This is a genomic window from Buttiauxella ferragutiae (assembly GCF_022637515.1).
In the GTDB taxonomy this organism is placed as follows: Bacteria; Pseudomonadota; Gammaproteobacteria; order Enterobacterales; family Enterobacteriaceae; genus Buttiauxella; species Buttiauxella ferragutiae.
In genome coordinates this window covers 2,055,242-2,072,708 of sequence record NZ_CP093332.1, presented here as the reverse complement: position 1 = coordinate 2,072,708, position 17,467 = coordinate 2,055,242, and the positions used below count along the sequence as shown (strand labels likewise).

Here is a 17,467-nt window from a genome sequence, read left to right as displayed (position 1 = left end):
CGTTATTTAGCGATAACGCGCTAATCATCATAAGGATTGAAAATGAAATACAGCATCCCTTTCCTGATGCTGTGGCTGCTTACGGGCTGCGCACATCAAAATCAGGTTCCTCCGGTTTCCGGTGAACCGGAGCCTGTCAACTCTCCGGCTATTATTCAGGAGTTAAATAATCATGTCTGAAATAATTAAAAACGCGGTTAGTGAATCCAGAACATTTGAAACAGCATTAAGAGAGAGGGACGAACGTTTTAAAAAGCTGGGTTGGTTTTTGTCGGGGGTATTCGGGTTTCTGTTAACCGGGGCAATAGCTGCCATACTGATTATCCTTCCGTTAAAGACCACCACCGTTGAACTCTACGCCCTCAATCAGCAAGCGGGCAGGATTGATAAGGTCACTACCGTTGAAAAATCCGCCCTGTCTGAATCGGATGCACTGAATAACTTTGAAGCCGCCAGCTACGTTAAACGTCGTGAACGCTATAACTACTTTGCGTTACAGCGGGACTATGACGATACGCAACTCTTTAACAGTCCGGATGTGAATAACGAATATCTGGCGCGTTTTAAAGGGGCGCAAGCGCCGGATGTCGTTTTCAATAAAGCCGCTTATCTGGTTTCCATCGATGTCATTTCTAATGTGCATTCGGAAGGCACCCAACCAGACCGTATCGGTATGCTGCGCATCAAGCGCACTATCCGCCGGATTGCAGACGGTGCCGAAAGCCATGATTTCTGGAGCATACGCCTCACTTATCGCTACGTTCCTCAAAAAGAATTCACGCTCTCCCAGCGTGAAGTGAATCCGTTCGGTTTCATGATCACCAGTTACCAGCGATTTAAGGAAAAAAACGATGAATAAAAAAGCCATCGCGCTGACGCTGCTGCTTGCTTCATCAGGTGCCTGGAGTGCGGCAATACCACAAGGAAGCGCATATGACAGCCACATGCAGAACATCGCCTATAACAGCCAGAATTCAACGATAGTGAATACCCGTTCCGGTTTCGTCACCACTCTCATTTTTGATGACGATGAAGAAGTTATCGACGCCCAGCCAGGTTTTCAGGCGGGCTGGACAGTGACGAAAGACAAAAACCGGGTCGGCATCCGCCCCGAACCGATTAAACAGCCCGTTACCGGCGCTGACGGTAAAAATGTCGATCAGGTCTTTACCCCCACAGATAAGGACTGGCAAACCAACCTGTTTGTGACCACCACCAGGCGCTATTACAGCATCATGCTGCATGTCATAGACGATGAAAAACAGGTTAAAGGCCTGGCGTTTGTTGTCCGTTACAGCTATCCGGGTGACGTACAGAAACAAACAGCGGCGGCACAAGCAGCCAGACAACAAGAGTTACAGGAGATGCAGGAAAAAGAGCTGATTCAGGCGCGGTTTAAAAAAGCCACCACGCCGAAGAACTGGCGCTATACCCGCCGTGTGGCAGCAGGGTCTGAATCCATCAGCCCGGATTTTGCTTACGATGATGGACGTTTTACCTATCTGGGCTTCTCCCCTCAAAAGCGCATTCCTGCCCCGTTCGTGGTCGTGAACGGTAACGAACAGCAAATTACGCCAGGCTTTGAGACTCAGGGAAATTATCGGGTGATGGTTCTGCGCTCACTCTCTCCACGTTTTGTTCTGCGTTATGGCAATGATAAAGCGGGGCAGGTCGTTGGCATCGAGAACGCCGGGTTCGGTAAAGTCACTGTCGCCAACGGCGACACGGTTTCGCCGTCAGTCACGCTGGAGGCTAAATAATGGAAGAGCAGGAAATCAAAACGGCGGCGGAACTGGAAACGGAAGCCCGCGCCCGCGCTAAGGCTGAGATAGCCAGTGAAAAAACCACCGCAGAGGGTATCCCTTCAGGTCAACCGCAAGTGGTTAAGCACAATAAACCCAAAGGTAAGCGTACCCTGATCGTGTGCATTCTGAGTCTGTTCCTGCTGGCAGGACTCGCCATCGGCGGTGATTACCTGATGGATACGCTCAAAGGTGATAAAGCCCTCGAGAAAAAGGAAACGAAAGCCCCGCCAGCCAGCAGCAGGGCAAACGCCAGCAATGAGCGGCAGGGTATGGGGAAAGACCTCAACCCGTTTGAGGGTGAACAGGAACCCGAAACGACAGACAGACAGGTATCCCGGAAGGAGCTGCCACAACCATCGGTGACATTCAATAAAGTCATTGCCCTGGCAAATTCTGGCTCATCCTCCCCCTCCTCAGCGTCGTCTGCGGCCTCTTATCCAACCGGCACAGCCAACGCCGCTGACCCGGCTTCGGATGCAGCACTCGCACAGTGTAAAAAAGTGCTGGCCAGAGCGCCTGACGGTAAGCTGTATTGCCCGGATACGGCCACCGGTGCGGCTGAAAGCGGCACCCAAAACGACAATATCGCCAGAGTCACCGGCGTGACACGCCTGAATCTTGATCCCAATCTGTATATTCCCGTTGACCGTTATATCCCCTGCGCCATGTTGAAACGCTTCGTTTCAGACGTGGCGGGGAATATTACCTGCCAGATTAGCGAGGATGTTTACAGCGCCAATCATTTCGTTCGACTGATCCCTGCGGGAACCGTTGCAAGGGGGATTTACAAAACCGGTACGCTGAAGAACGGGATGGGGCGTATGTATATCGCCTGGACTGAACTGCGCACACCCGAGCCGGGGGCGATGCGTATTCCATTGATTGACAGCCAGGCCGTTGGCCAGCTGGGTGAAAACGGGATTGCGGGCTGGATAGACGAACACTGGGGGGATCGCATCGGCAATACCATCTTGCTGGCGACGACTCAGGACTTTGCAGCAGCAGTGGCTGGTTCATCGCCTGGCAAAGACCGCAACACGGATTATACAGAGAACACCCGCTCTGCCACGGCTGAAATGGCGAAAACCGTGCTGGAGAACAGTATCAACATACCCCCGACGATGTATCTCAACCAGGGGGATGTTATCGGCATTGCAACCGGTGCTGATATAGATTTTTCCAGTGTATGGACATTACACGCGAGGTAATAAATGGAAAAGACGAATATCGCACTTGAATACATGCGCGATGAAATTTTAGGCACACACCTTGATACGGAAGGGCTAACAGAAATTGCCATTAACCGACCCGGCGAACTTCATACCAGGATTAACGGGGTATGGTCGATGCATGAATGCAGTGTGACCTATGAACAGTGTGAAGCGTTTGCCAGTGCGCTGGCCGTGTGGCAGGACGATAATATCGATGAAACGTCCCCTATTCTTTCGGCAACGCTCCCCAGTGGCCAGCGTTGCCAGGTGGTATTCCCACCCGCCTGTGAACGAGGAACCATATCGGTAACCATTCGTATACCTGATTATTTTCAGCGAACGCACCAGTCGTATATAGAGGCCGGTTTTTATAATCGCGTCACCGGAAAGGAGAAAAAAGAAACCAAAGATGATGAATTAGCAAAGATATATCACAGCGGCAATATCCCGTTGTTTATGGAAAAGTGCGTGGAATATGGGAAAACGATTTTTGTCGTGGGTGAAACCGGCTCGGGTAAAACCACCTATATGAAAATGCTGCTCCGTTATATTCCGGCAGGACTTCGCATTATTACCATCGAGGACAACCCGGAGATAAAATTCTGGCAACATCAAAACTATGTGCATCTGTTTTATCCGGCGGATGCCGGTGAGGATGCCATTGTGACCTCAGATCGCCTGGTTCGCGCCATTTACCGTATGAACCCTGATCGCCCTCTTCTGGCGGAAGTACGCGGACGCGAAGCCTGGGATGCACTGAAACTCATCGAGTCTGGCCATCCTGGTTTTATGTCATCGCTTCATGCAGGCAGCCCGCAGGAGTGCATTTCAGGTCTTATTGACCGTTGCATGGAACATCCCGCCTGTCGCGGAATGCCTGAGCAGGTACTTTTGCGTAAGGTTCTGCGGTGTATGGATGTCATTGTGAGTGTCGATATCAGCGGCAACGTGCGCCGTATGGGGGATATTTATTTTAAATATCTCCATCTGGACGCCATGAAGGAGAAATTTAGCCATGCGTAATATGCTTTGCCTTTCTGTACTGGTCGCCCTGCTGGCCGGTTGTTCCTCCGCGCCAGAACCTGTACCGGTAGAATGGGATAAACCGGCTGATTCAATGAACGAAACGTTGCCCCAATGGACTGAAAATAATGCCGTGATACCTGCGTCCGTGGTCACGGGTCACTGGTCACAGCACATCGCCAGTTTCAACCCGGAAAACATTTTTACCCCTGCCGTGTCCTATGCCGTCGCTCACTCCTCACAGGTCACGGTCAGTGCGCCTGACAGCGAACGTTATTTCACGGCCAAAACCTGGTTACGACAGGGCGGTTACAAAGGTTTAATCGAGTTCAGCCCTAAAGATAATTGCTTTAACTGCAACACCACAGAAATCTTCTTTTACCGATAGTTTCCCCGCGATGAAATAAAACGCATCCCCCTTTCGCACGACTCAAAACAGAGGAACCACCATGAATAAAACCGTTATCGCGGCGGCTTTGCTGTGCGCATTCGCTGCTATCCCCGCACAGGCTGAAGGCCAGAATGCAGACCCTGACGATCCTTGTGCAATGTTTTTGTGTATGGCCGGGAAACTGAATGGCGGCAATCCCGCCGAATGTGACCCGATGTACAAGAATTTCATGTCCATTAAGAAAAAGAACAAACACGGCTTTTTGCCTGACCATACCGCCGATGCCAGGAAAGGCAAACTGAACGAATGCCCGAGTGCCGATGGCGGCATAGTGGACAAAATCATCAGCAAGTTCGGGAGATTAAAGGGATGAATGCACCCGACCAGACCGTGACTCTGGAAGATTTTGCCGATCTTCTGGCCGACGAAGAACTCACCCCGGAGGCACTGGAGGACATTCTTGCCGTCCTTGCCGAAATCAAACCCCATGCCACCTCATTTCAGGCTAACTCACCCGAACTCGTCCAGTTAGCCCCCCTGTACTCACACAAATTCCAGACATTAACGACTGGGCGGAAAACGTTCTTCTCTTCGGTACTGTCCATGCCGATTTTTTCATGACGTTACCGATGGACGAAGAAAACGCCAGTAAATGGATGAAGGAGAACAAGTCATGAGCTTTAAGCCCGGTTTTATCGCCCCGCCGTGGCCACATACACCGGGTGATTCTGTACGCGCTGATATCCACATGAGAAAAAGCCAGTGAGCTGAGAGGCCAAAATGCCTCCGGGCGAACGGGAGTGCCCAAAACGGCGGCGCAAGCCGTGTCGGGTCGATTGTGGGTATGTGGATAATCGCGTGTCAAATTCAAGGACAAATAGCAATGAAAACCACTGACATAATTTCGTATTTAAGCTCGGAGCGCACCCTTAAAAAATTTTTAAAAGATGCTGACTTCGATTGTCTGAATGCGCTCAATAAACGCATCTTATCAGCACTGGAAGCTAAAAAGGCAGAGCATGAGGAATTCGAAAAACAACGAATTGATCGCGAAGAAAAGCGTAACGAACTGATGGCGTTAATTGCCGCAGAAGGCTTTTCTATGAATGAATTACTCGGAGAAGTTACACCAAAAAAGTATCCCAAACGCAAGCCTAAATATGTTTACATCGAGGATGGCATAACTAAATACTGGTATGGAGTCGGACGAACACCACGCCCGATTCAGGATGGGGTAAATAGCGGAAAACAACTCAATGAGTATTTAATTAAGGGTAACTAAATGGCTTCAGTATTATTCTTTGCTCTCTCCTTGCTTTTTGGATTCTCGTTTTTTTTACTTAATTCAAAGTTTGATAAAATCGTGCCGAGATAACAGCCGTTATACCTATATATTATCAGCTGTCATTACGGCTCTTTTATTTGCCTCTCTACTGATGAAAGTCAATCCACAGGATGACTACTTTCATTAATCAAAAATACGCCCCACCATCGCAACGACATTCATCGGCGCGGGTTTTCAGGCTTTTAATGACATGCCCCGCATGGAATTAAAAGTGCCGGGCGGCGAGTAAATTCGATTTCGAAGAAATCGCAAATTTGCGTCGCCAAACGCACCTGTGAACGTTCACCCAAAGTGAACTGAACAGGCTGGGGGGAGCCGAATAAATTTTGCCGCCCCAGCGAGCAAAAAGACGCGCCCACGCGTCGGTTTATTTGGGGGGCTTGCCCCGCACACCGTCGAGCCTAAGTCTCCGGCCAAAAGCCGGTAGCGTGGCGCGACCACCCCCTTTAAAGCCTGGTTCCCTTTAATTCGATTTGGGAGGAACGACCAAAGAGAAGAAAAGGGTCAAAACAGGCGTCTTAAAGGGGGTGGTCGCGCGTAGCGCAAGACGGTGTGCCGCCTTTGACCTTCGGGGGTTTTGGCAGGGCGTTCAGCCCGGACATTACCCCCTTGCGACATGGAATAAGGGCGTTCAGCCCGCAAGAAATGGCGCATTCCGTTAGATCGCGGAAGGATACCTCCGCGAGCATGGCCGCATCGCGGCCACCTTCATCGGCTGTATGCTCTCGCCGCATCTTCTCGACGCACACTGTGCGGCGGGAGGATGCGGCGAAGTCATGCGGCGAGAACTCAAAAGGATCTGACTATGCCATTCGAAAGAATGAGCTATTTGCTATCACCGATAGTAAATAGTGCCCTGTGGTTTTTTTGGTTTATGCAGACGCACCAGATGATTTTAGCGCTGCTCTCTGGCTTGATGCTTCCCTTTATATTTTCTCTGAAAAAGGACGAGCATCAAAAAGCGCCATTATGGAAGAAGCTGATTTTGGGTTCATCCATGCTGTGTTTTCTTTTCGGCACCATCGCACCTGTGCCGATCTGGTTTCTGCAACGCATGTATGCGGGGCGAAACGAGGTGGCAGTCCCGGCTTTAACGTGGATGGTACTGCTGGCGTTTACGGCAGCGGGATTAGCCGCGCATATTATTTTGCGCCGTTTGATTTCGCCAGAACTGGATAAAGTCAAACGTCAGCTGGTTAAAAAAACCAGCCTTGAAAGAGATGTCAGAACGGATGTCCGAAAAATCAAAGATCTGTTACCCGAATCCATTGAATATGAACCCGCAGATTATATAGATCTGAAAAAAGGAATTTTCATTGGATTAGATCGCGACCATAACCCGCAATACATTCCAGTAAAAGACTGGCAAACACAACACGCTGACATTATCGGCACCACCGGTGCCGGTAAGGGTGTAATCACCGGTATTTTGCTTTATCAAAGTATTTTAGCCGGTGAAGGTGTTTTCGTTCTTGACCCCAAAAATGATGAATGGGCACCACACCTGTATAAAAAGGCGTGTATCGATGCAGGTAAACCTTTTGTTCTGATTGACCTGAATAAAGGGGAATACCAGCTCAATTTAATTGACGGGATTACACCTGACCATTTAGAGGAACTCTTTGTCGCCGGTTTCAGCCTGGCTGAAAAAGGTGAGGCTGCCGATTTTTACCGTATCGATGATCGCAAGGCGGCAAGACTGGCAGCTCAGTTTGTGGCAAACAATCCCGGTGCAACAATTCGCGATGTGTACAACAGCGAATATGTGCAGGGAATTGGCGAAACCATTAAGGCTTTTCATGGAAAAACCGAAGAACTCGCTCTGCTTAATAGCATTAATGCACCCGGCGGTTTTTCACTAAATCAGATTTTTGATGAAGGTGGATGCTGTTACATCATCGGTTCGATGCGTAACTCTAAAATCATCACCGCACAGCGAATGACGTTAGTGCGTTTGTTCCAGTGGGCTGAATTACGTGACCGGGTCGTCGGTAACCTTCGACCCATTGCGATTTTCCTGGACGAACTTAAATACCATCTTTCAAAACCGGCTCTGGAAGGTCTGGGGGCTGCTCGTGATAAAGGTGTGCACATCATTATGGCGCATCAGTCGATTGCTGATTTAAGGGACTGTCCCGCAGATTTAAATGGTGATGCTGTTGTTGGGGCTGTCGTTGAAAACGCTAAGTTCAAACTGGTGTATAAACTGCAAGACCCGGATACGGCAAAGTGGGTAGCCAGAATGTCCGGCACTATTCTGGTTGATGATGAAAGCCGTAAAGCTAAAACCTCTGAAATGCTGGTCGAAAAGATTGATGACGAACGAACCATCAGGCAGGCAGACCGCTATTTTATTGATGAAAATATGCTGCAAAACCTGCCTAAATTCGTGAGTTATATTTTCACCGCCACAGCCCTTCCGTTCGCCTCAATGATCTCTCCTTTAAAAGTGAAAAAACAGCCACTGGAAATTTACACGCTGGCTCCTTCTCTTGCCCTTGCTGTGCCGGAAGTAAAACAAGCGCTGGATTTTGACGAAGATGAAACCCCGCCAACAGAAATTACGACGCCCGTTTTATCAATCATTGAATTAGAAGAGCCGGATAAAACCCAGCCTGTTTCCGATCCCCATGAAGATGAATGGTTAGCCGAGCCTGAGCCGGAAAAGGCTGAACCAGAATCGAAACCACCAGAAGAAGAAGAGAAATTATCTCTGCTGGATTTTTAAGGAGGCGTAATGCTTTTAACCACGAACAGCGAGCGCCGCGAGCGCAATAACGAAAAAATCCGCTTCCTGCTGAATTTTTTGAAAGAGGAAACCTATAGCGACTTTCAAACCCTGCAAATGCTATTTGGTTTTAAGCACCATAAGTCACTTTATAGCCTGCTTGATAAGGTCACTAAAATGGGGCTGATTCAAAAGCACACCCTGGAATCCCGCGCCAGAAAAATTGCGCTGTGGGGCATTACAAACGACGGCATTGCCGTCGTGCTCACCCCTGATGATAAGGTGATGCCCGCCCGGTTTGAGGCATACCGAATAACCGGCTGGTCACTGGATCATCATCTCGATAATCAGTTAGTGCGCCTGACGCTGGAAAAGAAAGGTGCGACGAACTGGATTAACGGTGATCGCTCAACGTTCCTGAACCAGTACAGTGTGAAGCACCGCCCGGACGGGCTGATAACCCTTCCCGGCGGGAAGGTTATTGCCGTTGAAAGCGAACGCCGGTTAAAAACAAAGGCGCGTTATCAGTCCATCATGGCCAGCCATTTGCTGGCCAGAACAAACAAGCACTGGATGCACGTTTTTTATGTCGTCCCGGACGAGCAAAAAAAACGCGCCCTGACGCTTCTTTTTGACACCATAAAACATGTGATTGTTAACAATCAGCATGTGCCACTTGAAGAAAAACACCGCAACGTTTTCCGCATCTATACAACTGAAGAATTAAAAAATCTGGAGTTAATTCACTATGCGTAAATATCTCTTTTGCGTGCTGGCCATCACGATGGTCACGCCCGTTATTGCCAGTTCTGTACCGGAAATATCAGTGGGCTTTTCCCCTTTATCCGGTCAGAGCGCACTTCAGGTCGTTTTAAGCGCCATTAATTGCGCACAACAGCCTGTCGATGTTGCCGCTTACAGCTTTACCAGCAAGCCGGTCGCGGCGGCACTCGTCGCAGCTAAAAATCGCGGGGTGTCTGTCCGGGTGGTGGCCGATGAAAAGGCCAACAATGACAGATACACCGCCGTGACGTTCCTGGCGAACCAGGGTGTTCCGGTACGTCTCGATGCGCAATACGCCATCATGCACAATAAATTTATGGTCGTTGATGGTGATGCGGTACAAACGGGATCGTTCAATTACGTGCGACACGTATACGCTTAACAGCGTAACTGTCTGATTTATCATTGTTAGAATCAGGCTCCAAACAAGGAAACTGATAGTTAACCAGTCGTGCGACCGACTGTAGCCTACAGGGACAGGCAATGCTGGTAACGGAATTGTCTGAAGCTCCCTCGACAATGTACTCCCCATAAGGGTGCTCCGCGATCGTGAGATCCGAAGCAGACGCTCCCAGCCGAAAGGGGGCCAAGAGGCTAGGCTGACCGGTATGGATAACGAGAGTGAATTGCTAATAAATGTCGTCAACGATGTAAATGCCAAAGCGGCTGACAGGCATTAACCAAAAGGTAAAGGAGGCTGGATGTTTCACTGTAGTTTTGGAACACGTCGCCACAACAGCCCCCGGCAGATAGGCAAATCCTAACCCGGTCGTGTGATAAATCAGAAACGTGGTAAGCCCGTACCGCTGCCCTCGGGCAGGCAAATCGTAAGAAATGCTGTTGGTGGTGCGGGTACAGGAGGATGGAAAAAGCGAAGGCATGACTGTAATGGCCATGATAAGGGTTCAGACTTTGCCCTGATGCGAAAGCATGCCCACTTCCATCGGGTCTTTCATTGCAAAACAACTGACTAACTTCTCAAATAGTGGGAGAGCAGCATGGTAGTGTCCGGTGTAACAAACGGATCTGCGCTTTCCGATATTCCTCACGATTGGCACTCCATTAACTGGAGACGGGTAGTGAAGAACGTCAGAAGGATGCAGATTAGAATTGCAAAGGCAACACAGGCCAGCGACTGGCGCAGAGTTAAATCTCTGCAACGATCACTGACCCGCTCTTTCTCCGCCAGAGCAATGGCGGTGAGGCGAGTGACTGAAAACCAGGGTAAACGCACATCTGGCGTTGACCATGTTCTCTGGGATACCCATGAAAGCCGTTTCTGGGCTATCGGACAACTGAATATCAGAGGTTACAAATCGAAGCCGCTGAGGCGCATTTATATCCCTAAATCTAACGGGAAAAAACGCCCTCTGGGGATCCCGACCATGAAAGACAGAGCCATGCAGGCGCTGTATCACATGGCGCTGGATCCCGTAGCCGAATCGACCAGTGATGCGAACTCTTATGGATTTCGTCTGAATCGTTCGACGGCTGATGCTGAAGAACAAATATTCACTTGTTTAGCCCCGAAACGCTCCGCGAAATGGGTGCTGGAAGCCGATATAGCAGGATGTTTCGATAATATCAGCCATGACTGGCTCCTTCAGAACATCCCTGTCGATAAACGCGCGCTCAATACCTGGCTTAAAGCGGGGACTGTATTCAATGGCGAATTTCAGGAGACAACCGCAGGAACGCCACAGGGAGGAATAATCTCTCCCACGCTGGCAAATATGGCACTGAACGGGCTGGAATCTGACCTACGCGTGTATCTGAAAATGACGCTCGGGGTTCGCAACACAATCCTTCAGAAAATCAATGTAGTGCGTTATGCCGATGATTTCATCATCACCGGGAAAACCAGTGAAATACTGAGTTCCGTGGTCAGACCATGGATTGAGCAGTTTCTTCGGGAACGGGGGCTGACTCTTTCAGAGGAAAAGACACGCATCACATACATTGATGATGGTTTTGATTTTCTGGGCTGGAACTTCCGCAAATATGCCGGAAAATTGCTCGTTAAACCGAGCGCCGACAATATGAAACGGTTTTACCAAAACATAAGAGAAACTGTCAAAAATAACATGACGACTGAGCAAACATCACTCATATATGCACTTAATTCAAAGTTGCGTGGTTGGGGGAAATATCATCAGCATGTTGTTTCGAAAGCCATTTTCTATCGCATGGAGCACCAGATTTTCCAGTTGCTTTGGCGATGGGCCAGAAGGCGTCACCCAAACAAAGCGGTAACATGGGTTAAACGAAGATATTTTCATGCGGTGGGTAACAGAAGCTGGGTATTTGCAGCGAAAGTTAAAAGGGAAAAAGGTGTCTACCTGCATCTGCTACACCAGATGTCAGAGGCTCCGATAAAACGGCACGTCAAAACAAAGTCTGATTATCATCCCTACTCATCAGCATGGGAGCTTTACGGAGAAAATCTGAGGCAAAAACGGATGCTAAACGATATGGGGCATCGCCGTGAATGGGCAAAATTATACCATTCACAACAAGGTCGGTGCGCCATGTGTAGCGAAGTTTTAACCAAAGAAACAGGCTGGCATGATCACCATATTGTCTATCGACAACACGGTGGCAGCGACGCACTGGCAAACAGGGTTCTCCTGCATCCAGTATGTCACCAGAAACTCCATACCAATGGTTTAACAGTGGTAAAGCCGGCCTTTTTAAACAGGTTTTGAAAGGCTTGAGCCGTGTGCGGGGAAACTCGCACGCACGGTTCTTAGGGGAGGATGCGGTGGTAACACCATGTCCTTACCCGACACGGCCAGCGCTCAAAAGCGCAACGCAGAAAATGCGCTTTTCGTGCAAAATGCACCGGCGCTGGCGCAAACTTATCAGACTGAATTTAACCGGTTGTGGGACGAGTCAGATCCCCTAAAAAACCGTTACTGAAAGCATCAAACTATTTGATGTTCTCAGGGCATTTGTTCGTCGCCGGTCGCCGCTGAAAGACGTTGGCCAGCGGCAACTGGCGATACCATGAAAAGCTTAAATTCATCCACTTATGAAAATGTGGCGATGAATTGTCATCATTCAGAAAATTTAAACAATTCACTTATCCCTCCCGCGTTACCCACAACCCCACAATCGACCCGGATCGGCTTGCTCCGCCGTTCCGGGCGCTCCCGTTCGCTGGGGTGGCCTGGTTGCCTCCCAGCTCAATGGCTTTTCTTATGTGGATTTGTGGATAACGCTCCCTCCTCAGATATCCATCAAATAACGGTGTGCTTTAGAGGCGGCACTGGCGGACTTAAAAATAAACCGTTTATCACCTTTCAACGCATCCAGCCATGAAGCAATATAGCTTTCGTGCTGCACTTCCCCCGTCACCCCCAACTCAGCCATTAAAAACGCGCTGCCCAGCTCCGCGATCAGTTCTTCAAATGCATAATCCTGTGAACCAAATCGCCCTTTCATTTCACGATTTAAACGACTTTTCGCCCCACTCCAGTGAACCAGTTCATGTAAACCCGTTGCGTAAAAATTCGCGGCATCAACAAAAAGGTGGCGCTCAGGCAAATAAATTTCATCAGTTGTCGGTCTGAAAAATGCCTGCTGACCACGCTCTGTTATTTTCGCGCCAGAACGCTGGAAAAGGGTTTCAACCTGCGGCAATGGGTCAAATTCATTCACCGCCTGCGGCTCATTTTCGGTGCCGGTTTTCAGACCGTCGATTTGTGCGACGTTAAACACGGTGAACGATTTCAACATAGGGATTTTTTCAACGTCCCCCGCGTCGGTTTCCTTCTCGATCGTCTTATAAAAAATAGCCGTTGTGCCCTTTTCACCTTTGCGAACTTGGGCGCCCAACTCCTGAGCCTGTTTGTAAGTCAACCAGCGGGAATCCGTAAAACCCTGCTCTGACGCGCTGCACCACAACAGCATAATATTCATCCCGCTGTAACTCGTGCCAGTGGCAAAGTTGGATGGAATGCCTGACACCGCACCGTGACGTTTCCATGGACATTCCCACGGCTTAACCCCCTTTTCTAACGCCTCGATGATGCTGTTAGTGACAGTCTGATATATATCGGTTTTGGTTTTAGAAAATTTCGTTTTTGAGGAGCCTGACTGCTCCAGCGGGGATACGCTGGTCGCCGGTGCGGTATTAGGGGCGCTTGTCTGGGTATGCAGATTCATAGTCATGGTTGTTTCTCCGTCAGTGTGAATTTCGTCTTCGTATCGCCTGACGGTTCGACACCCCTGAATCGTTCTGGCCAGCAAGGGCGCGTAGCGTTCATACACCCTTGCGGGCCAGGTTGTGACGGGGAACGATTACCGGAAGCTGATACGAAGGAGAAAGGCAACACAGGAGAATGTGACTATGTGCATACCCGGACTTAGCGCCCCTTATGCCGCGCAGGTGAAAGCCCTTGAAGTTGATCGTTATGAGTGTGGAATGCCCGGCGGGGCTTGACTGCAATGATTTAAAGGGATGTTCTGGAAACACCTCTTGATAAACGAGGTGAATAAATTACACTGTATATATTAACAGTATTTTTTTGAGTTATTGCCATGAAAGCAGAACTTATCACCCCCACCCACAATCTCCGCCTTGCTCTGCCCTTCTACGGAAATTCGTGTTCTGCTGGTTTTCCCAGTCCAGCACAAGACTGGATAGACTCGTCACTGGATCTGAATGAGCAGCAGAGAAAAAAATTAACCATATTTGATTGAATTAACTAATAAATATCATCACTACTACGAGTATTTTACTATCAAATATCAGCTTTTTAACTAACTGAATTTGTTGAAAAATAAATGAGTTTTGCAGAAGCGTTTTCAGTCACATTTTTAGTTTGCTACCAATCATGGGGTGTCAGGTGCGGAAGTTCATATCCTGTCATGGCTGTTCTTTATGCCTGCAAATTGAACAAGTAAACGATGGGAATTACGAGGGGAAAACGTTGTCATTCTGTCGTCATCTATACTTTCAGTTTTACTGGAGGTGACCATGTGTGGACGCTTCACCCAGATCAAATCTCGTGACGACTATTTGGCGTTTCTGGTCGAAGAGGCCGAAAACGACATCCCGTACGACCCTGAGCCCATTAGCCGCTACAACGTTGCGCCTGGCACCAAAGTTCTTCTGCTAAATAACCGCGATAATTCATTCCACCTCGACCCGGTGCTCTGGTCATATGCACCAGGATGGTGGGACAAACCTCCATTGATAAACGCCAGGGTTGAAACTGCGGCCACCAGCCGAATGTTTAAGTCACTATGGAATCATGGCCGGGCGATTGTGTTCGCAGATGGATGGTTTGAGTGGAAGAAGGAAGGAGATATAAAGCAGCCGTACTACATCTACCGGAAAGATAAAAAACCACTTTTCTTTGCGGCGATCGGAAAGCAGCCTTTTGATGTAGGGGATGAAGCAGAGGGTTTTTTGATTGTGACTGCGGCGGCCGATAAAGGTCTGGTCGATATTCACGACCGCAGGCCGCTGGTATTTACACCAGAAGCCGCACTGGAATGGATGGATCCGGAAACTACCGGTGCACAGGTCAGCGAACTTGCCCTTGATGCAGCTGTGCCAGCAGATGAATTTACCTGGCATCCTGTTACACAATCGGTCGGAAATGTGAAAAATCAGGGAGCAGATCTGATCAAGAATACTTCGGATAAAATTTGACAGTCAACTTCTAGCTGCGGAAGTTAGTCATCAAAATTCAAAACCAGAAACGCTCTCGATGAAGGCGCCAATATCTGTTCGCAATGGGGAATTAGGCGCAAGAACGTCAACACGATAAAAGTCGTGCTGCTTGCCTGCGTAGATCTTGCAATATTCAGGAACAGCATCATTCCAAATTTCAGTTGGCCGATGTGGATCAAGTTCCCCCCAAAATACCATGGTGGGTATATTCAAGGGAGACGTTTCGAAGCGCAGTCTGGTTGATGACACACAGATCAGAGCTTGGATCTCCAACCCCTCTTTGACCGCACTCCACAGAGCAGTTCCACCGGAGCTGAAACCGATCCCAAAGCACGGGCGTCCGTTAATCTCGCGAAGTGCCCGAACGGCATGCTGCATACCGTCTTTGTTGACAAGATGATCGTGAAGGTCGTCTCCGCGCAGACCGGGACGCCCGCTCAGGTCGGCCAATTGTAAAACACGATGCTCAAAGGATCCAACATCCAATAGTTTAACAAAGGTTTCGGGAAACCCATGAATGTCATCAACGACCAACAACTGTTGCATTTTTGAACTGTACATAATCAGACCAATTTTTTGCGTTTCAAGAGCCGTTCACTATCGTGTCGAAGTTCACATTCGGTCCAACAAAACGATAGAGCGTCTGTCAGGTAATGCCGAGCTCGGCACAACGATCGGCCACCTTCGTCTGCGGCTGCCCCATTGCTGCACGAGCAAGACGTATTTTCGCAGGTGTCATCTTGAACGGCCAGCCGCCTTTGCGGCCTCCAGGCCCGCTTTGGTCCGCTCGACGATCAGCGCCCGTCCAAACTCCGCCAGTGTGGCAAATATACCGAATACCAGCCGACCATTAGTGGTCGAAGTGTCGATCGACGCGCCTTCGCCGGCGAGCACCTTCAGGCCGATGTTCCGTTTGGTCAGATCGTCGACGAGGTGACGAAGATCGCGGCCGAGACGATCCAGCATCCAGACGAGGAGTCCTCGTTGATGTTCTCAGCCTCTACACCGGCCTTGGCCAGTGCATCGCGTGGAGGTCGTGAACCTGGCTGCCATCAGCTTTCGACACCCGCGCATATCCGATCAAGGTTGTAATTTATACGTCCGTCTGTGTGACAATCTTCGCCTGGCAGCGCCAGAGCCTGTAGATTGTCACATAACCCGTCTTGCAATGTAAGCTCCGTGAACGGTTCAATCAGTGTGTTACAACGACCGATTGAACCCACAGCTTCAGGTAGCCTTTCGCTGATGGGTATCGCGCCCGGGATTGACCCTAATCCTTTCCCTCTAAGCGATAAACTCAGGAATTGTGCAACGAGTGAAAGTCAGCGGGGGGCAGAGGCCGCCTTCCAACACTCAGTCCGCCGCTTCGCCGACGTAGAGTGTCCGAAAACGATCCGGTCTGGCCGGCTCTCGATCCACAACTTGGATTGGTGGCCAACCACATTGCCAAACGTTGATGTTCGGCATGCGGGAGAATTGTATCTGTCCGCGGGTACCTTCAACTGAAACGCGAGGCCAGGACTCGGCAATATGCGTCCGATCCTCACCATATGACCGCAGCATATGAGCAAGGACAGTGATTGTGTCATAGCCCTCGAAAGCGACGAAGGAGGGTGCTTCGACTAATCGTTCGTGCAGGGCCGTCTCAACTCGTGTGCCGAACGGGCTGAGGCGCTCAGGCCGATAACGCAAAAACGGAATCGCGACGCTATCGTCGCCGAGCAAAGTCGCCCAATCAGCGAACTCCGGCTGCCCGGCTGGAGCACCAATCATGATCTGGGCGAGACGCTGGTCGCGGCGGACGGACTTGACGATTGACACTGCTGGCTCGGGGTAACCGACCAAGAGAATGAGAGCTGTGGCGCGACTGTTGACAAGCTCGTCACACACGTTCGCCGGCCCGGACGAGTGCAAGTCAAATTCGACGACTGTCCCGCCTCGTGTGGTGAAATAGTCCTGAAGAACGCGGATTCCAGATGCCCAATAGAGGCTTGATTGACTCGCTACTGCTATTCGTCGGTGGCCTGCGTTTAGGAGAAAGTCTGCGTAAATCCGCCAACCGTGAGATTGCACGGGCGCAATGCGCGCCACCCAATTCGTTGGTTGGTCAATAAGTGCGTCAAGAACCGCTGATGAGCATAGAAATGGTACACGGAGTGCATCGGCTCTGGTGGCGACAGCGCGGGCGACGACGCTGTGGTATTCCCCCGCCAAGGCGACCACGTTCAGCTCTGCCAATTCATCAACTGCAGCCTCCGCTTTCTTCGGGTCCGCCGCCGTATCTCGCACGATCAGATCTAGCGGCCTTCCGTTGATCCCGCCGGAGGCGTTGACGTTGCTGACGGCCAGTTCGAGTCCAGCAAGCAAATGTCGACCCGCCTCAACCCAACCAGGGCGAGTGAGTGGGACCAAAGCCCCGATACGAACCACCGATCTGTTTGTGCGTCCCATTCGATGTGCCACGACCGATACTCCCTGAGTTAAAAATATTGATGCAG

Annotated in this window: 18 protein-coding genes and 1 pseudogene; 15 read left to right on the top strand and 4 right to left on the bottom strand. The window is 49.9% G+C overall.

Features of this window, described 5'->3' with window-relative positions; all coding sequences use genetic code 11:
* Positions 1-42 precede the first annotated feature (42 nt).
* The 14 genes from MNO13_RS09560 to MNO13_RS09495 all read left to right on the top strand — a co-directional run bounded on the left by MNO13_RS09560 (position 43) and on the right by MNO13_RS09495 (position 12,205).
* Positions 43-180, top strand: a complete 138-nt coding sequence (locus tag MNO13_RS09560) for a hypothetical protein (protein WP_202914342.1) — start codon at positions 43-45, stop codon at positions 178-180.
* The gene (locus MNO13_RS09555; RefSeq protein WP_121813229.1) at positions 173-859 is read left to right on the top strand and encodes a VirB8 family type IV secretion system protein; all 687 of its coding nucleotides are present in this window, start codon (positions 173-175) and stop codon (positions 857-859) included. The genes MNO13_RS09560 and MNO13_RS09555 overlap by 8 nt, the downstream gene beginning before the upstream one ends.
* The gene (gene virB9 / locus MNO13_RS09550; RefSeq protein ID WP_241939885.1) at positions 852-1,760 is read left to right on the top strand and encodes a P-type conjugative transfer protein VirB9; all 909 of its coding nucleotides are present in this window, start codon (positions 852-854) and stop codon (positions 1,758-1,760) included. Before MNO13_RS09555 ends, virB9 begins: the two co-directional genes overlap by 8 nt.
* Positions 1,760-3,013 carry a VirB10/TraB/TrbI family type IV secretion system protein gene (gene virB10 / locus MNO13_RS09545; RefSeq protein ID WP_241939884.1) on the top strand — a complete coding sequence of 418 codons (1,254 nt, stop codon included), beginning with the start codon at positions 1,760-1,762 and terminating at the stop codon, positions 3,011-3,013. Before virB9 ends, virB10 begins: the two co-directional genes overlap by 1 nt.
* Before the next feature lie 33 nt (positions 3,014-3,046).
* Positions 3,047-4,039 carry a P-type DNA transfer ATPase VirB11 gene (virB11, locus tag MNO13_RS09540; protein WP_370918619.1) on the top strand — a complete coding sequence of 331 codons (993 nt, stop codon included), beginning with the start codon at positions 3,047-3,049 and terminating at the stop codon, positions 4,037-4,039.
* Complete coding sequence (locus tag MNO13_RS09535; protein ID WP_232886732.1) at positions 4,032-4,427, top strand: cag pathogenicity island Cag12 family protein; 396 nt, start codon at positions 4,032-4,034, stop codon at positions 4,425-4,427. Before virB11 ends, MNO13_RS09535 begins: the two co-directional genes overlap by 8 nt.
* A gap of 61 nt (positions 4,428-4,488) precedes the next feature.
* Complete coding sequence (locus MNO13_RS09530) at positions 4,489-4,803, top strand: TrbM/KikA/MpfK family conjugal transfer protein (RefSeq protein ID WP_121813233.1); 315 nt, start codon at positions 4,489-4,491, stop codon at positions 4,801-4,803.
* Positions 4,800-5,051 (top strand): hypothetical protein, encoded by a 252-nt coding sequence (locus MNO13_RS09525; protein ID WP_232886731.1) that lies wholly within the window; start codon positions 4,800-4,802, stop codon positions 5,049-5,051. Before MNO13_RS09530 ends, MNO13_RS09525 begins: the two co-directional genes overlap by 4 nt.
* 262 nt (positions 5,052-5,313) lie before the next feature.
* The gene (locus MNO13_RS09520) at positions 5,314-5,712 is read left to right on the top strand and encodes an H-NS family histone-like protein (protein ID WP_232886730.1); all 399 of its coding nucleotides are present in this window, start codon (positions 5,314-5,316) and stop codon (positions 5,710-5,712) included.
* Between the two features lie 868 nt (positions 5,713-6,580).
* A complete protein-coding gene (locus MNO13_RS09515; protein ID WP_241939882.1) occupies positions 6,581-8,503 on the top strand; it encodes a type IV secretory system conjugative DNA transfer family protein in 1,923 nt (640 codons plus the stop codon).
* A 9-nt stretch (positions 8,504-8,512) separates the two neighbouring features.
* The gene (gene mobC / locus MNO13_RS09510; protein ID WP_241939881.1) at positions 8,513-9,259 is read left to right on the top strand and encodes a MobC family replication-relaxation protein; all 747 of its coding nucleotides are present in this window, start codon (positions 8,513-8,515) and stop codon (positions 9,257-9,259) included.
* A complete protein-coding gene (locus MNO13_RS09505) occupies positions 9,252-9,668 on the top strand; it encodes a phospholipase D family nuclease (protein WP_241939880.1) in 417 nt (138 codons plus the stop codon). Before mobC ends, MNO13_RS09505 begins: the two co-directional genes overlap by 8 nt.
* Positions 9,669-10,284: 616 nt before the next feature.
* On the top strand, positions 10,285-11,991 hold the full coding sequence (gene ltrA, locus MNO13_RS09500) for a group II intron reverse transcriptase/maturase (protein WP_232886726.1): 1,707 nt from the start codon (positions 10,285-10,287) through the stop codon (positions 11,989-11,991).
* Between the two features lie 67 nt (positions 11,992-12,058).
* Positions 12,059-12,205, top strand: a complete 147-nt coding sequence (locus MNO13_RS09495; RefSeq protein ID WP_241939879.1) for a phospholipase D-like domain-containing protein — start codon at positions 12,059-12,061, stop codon at positions 12,203-12,205.
* Positions 12,206-12,514: 309 nt separating this feature from the next.
* Here MNO13_RS09495 and MNO13_RS09490 read toward each other — a convergent pair whose 3' ends face one another.
* Complete coding sequence (locus MNO13_RS09490) at positions 12,515-13,459, bottom strand: ArdC family protein (RefSeq protein WP_241939878.1); 945 nt, start codon at positions 13,457-13,459, stop codon at positions 12,515-12,517.
* Positions 13,460-14,267: 808 nt separating this feature from the next.
* Here MNO13_RS09490 and MNO13_RS09485 point away from each other — a divergent pair.
* Entirely contained in the window at positions 14,268-14,948 is a 681-nt protein-coding gene (locus MNO13_RS09485; RefSeq protein ID WP_232886723.1) for an SOS response-associated peptidase family protein, read from the top strand.
* A gap of 30 nt (positions 14,949-14,978) precedes the next feature.
* On the opposite strand, the gene MNO13_RS09480 is transcribed toward MNO13_RS09485, so the two are convergent.
* From MNO13_RS09480 to MNO13_RS09470, 3 genes and pseudogenes are all read right to left on the bottom strand, one after another.
* Positions 14,979-15,515 (bottom strand): alpha/beta fold hydrolase, encoded by a 537-nt coding sequence (locus tag MNO13_RS09480; RefSeq protein ID WP_241939877.1) that lies wholly within the window; start codon positions 15,513-15,515, stop codon positions 14,979-14,981.
* A 17-nt stretch (positions 15,516-15,532) separates the two neighbouring features.
* Positions 15,533-16,062 (bottom strand): annotated as a pseudogene (locus MNO13_RS09475) (recombinase family protein).
* 260 nt (positions 16,063-16,322) lie between these two features.
* Positions 16,323-17,336 (bottom strand): ABC transporter substrate-binding protein, encoded by a 1,014-nt coding sequence (locus MNO13_RS09470; RefSeq protein ID WP_241939876.1) that lies wholly within the window; start codon positions 17,334-17,336, stop codon positions 16,323-16,325.
* Positions 17,337-17,467: the final 131 nt, after the last annotated feature.

Bases quoted from the DNA above. Each gene is read 5' to 3' on its own strand.
- MNO13_RS09525 (WP_232886731.1), top strand. From the start codon at position 4,800: ATGAATGCACCCGACCAGACCGTGACTCTGGAAGATTTTGCCGATCTT.
- MNO13_RS09480 (WP_241939877.1), bottom strand. From the start codon at position 15,515: ATGCAACAGTTGTTGGTCGTTGATGACATTCATGGGTTTCCCGAAACC.
- MNO13_RS09530 (WP_121813233.1), top strand. From the start codon at position 4,489: ATGAATAAAACCGTTATCGCGGCGGCTTTGCTGTGCGCATTCGCTGCT.
- MNO13_RS09520 (WP_232886730.1), top strand. From the start codon at position 5,314: ATGAAAACCACTGACATAATTTCGTATTTAAGCTCGGAGCGCACCCTT.
- MNO13_RS09490 (WP_241939878.1), bottom strand. From the start codon at position 13,459: ATGACTATGAATCTGCATACCCAGACAAGCGCCCCTAATACCGCACCG.
- ltrA (WP_232886726.1), top strand. From the start codon at position 10,285: ATGGTAGTGTCCGGTGTAACAAACGGATCTGCGCTTTCCGATATTCCT.
- virB10 (WP_241939884.1), top strand. From the start codon at position 1,760: ATGGAAGAGCAGGAAATCAAAACGGCGGCGGAACTGGAAACGGAAGCC.
- virB11 (WP_370918619.1), top strand. From the start codon at position 3,047: ATGCGCGATGAAATTTTAGGCACACACCTTGATACGGAAGGGCTAACA.
- MNO13_RS09495 (WP_241939879.1), top strand. From the start codon at position 12,059: ATGTCCTTACCCGACACGGCCAGCGCTCAAAAGCGCAACGCAGAAAAT.
- mobC (WP_241939881.1), top strand. From the start codon at position 8,513: ATGCTTTTAACCACGAACAGCGAGCGCCGCGAGCGCAATAACGAAAAA.
- MNO13_RS09515 (WP_241939882.1), top strand. From the start codon at position 6,581: ATGCCATTCGAAAGAATGAGCTATTTGCTATCACCGATAGTAAATAGT.
- virB9 (WP_241939885.1), top strand. From the start codon at position 852: ATGAATAAAAAAGCCATCGCGCTGACGCTGCTGCTTGCTTCATCAGGT.
- MNO13_RS09555 (WP_121813229.1), top strand. From the start codon at position 173: ATGTCTGAAATAATTAAAAACGCGGTTAGTGAATCCAGAACATTTGAA.
- MNO13_RS09560 (WP_202914342.1), top strand. From the start codon at position 43: ATGAAATACAGCATCCCTTTCCTGATGCTGTGGCTGCTTACGGGCTGC.
- MNO13_RS09485 (WP_232886723.1), top strand. From the start codon at position 14,268: ATGTGTGGACGCTTCACCCAGATCAAATCTCGTGACGACTATTTGGCG.
- MNO13_RS09505 (WP_241939880.1), top strand. From the start codon at position 9,252: ATGCGTAAATATCTCTTTTGCGTGCTGGCCATCACGATGGTCACGCCC.
- MNO13_RS09535 (WP_232886732.1), top strand. From the start codon at position 4,032: ATGCGTAATATGCTTTGCCTTTCTGTACTGGTCGCCCTGCTGGCCGGT.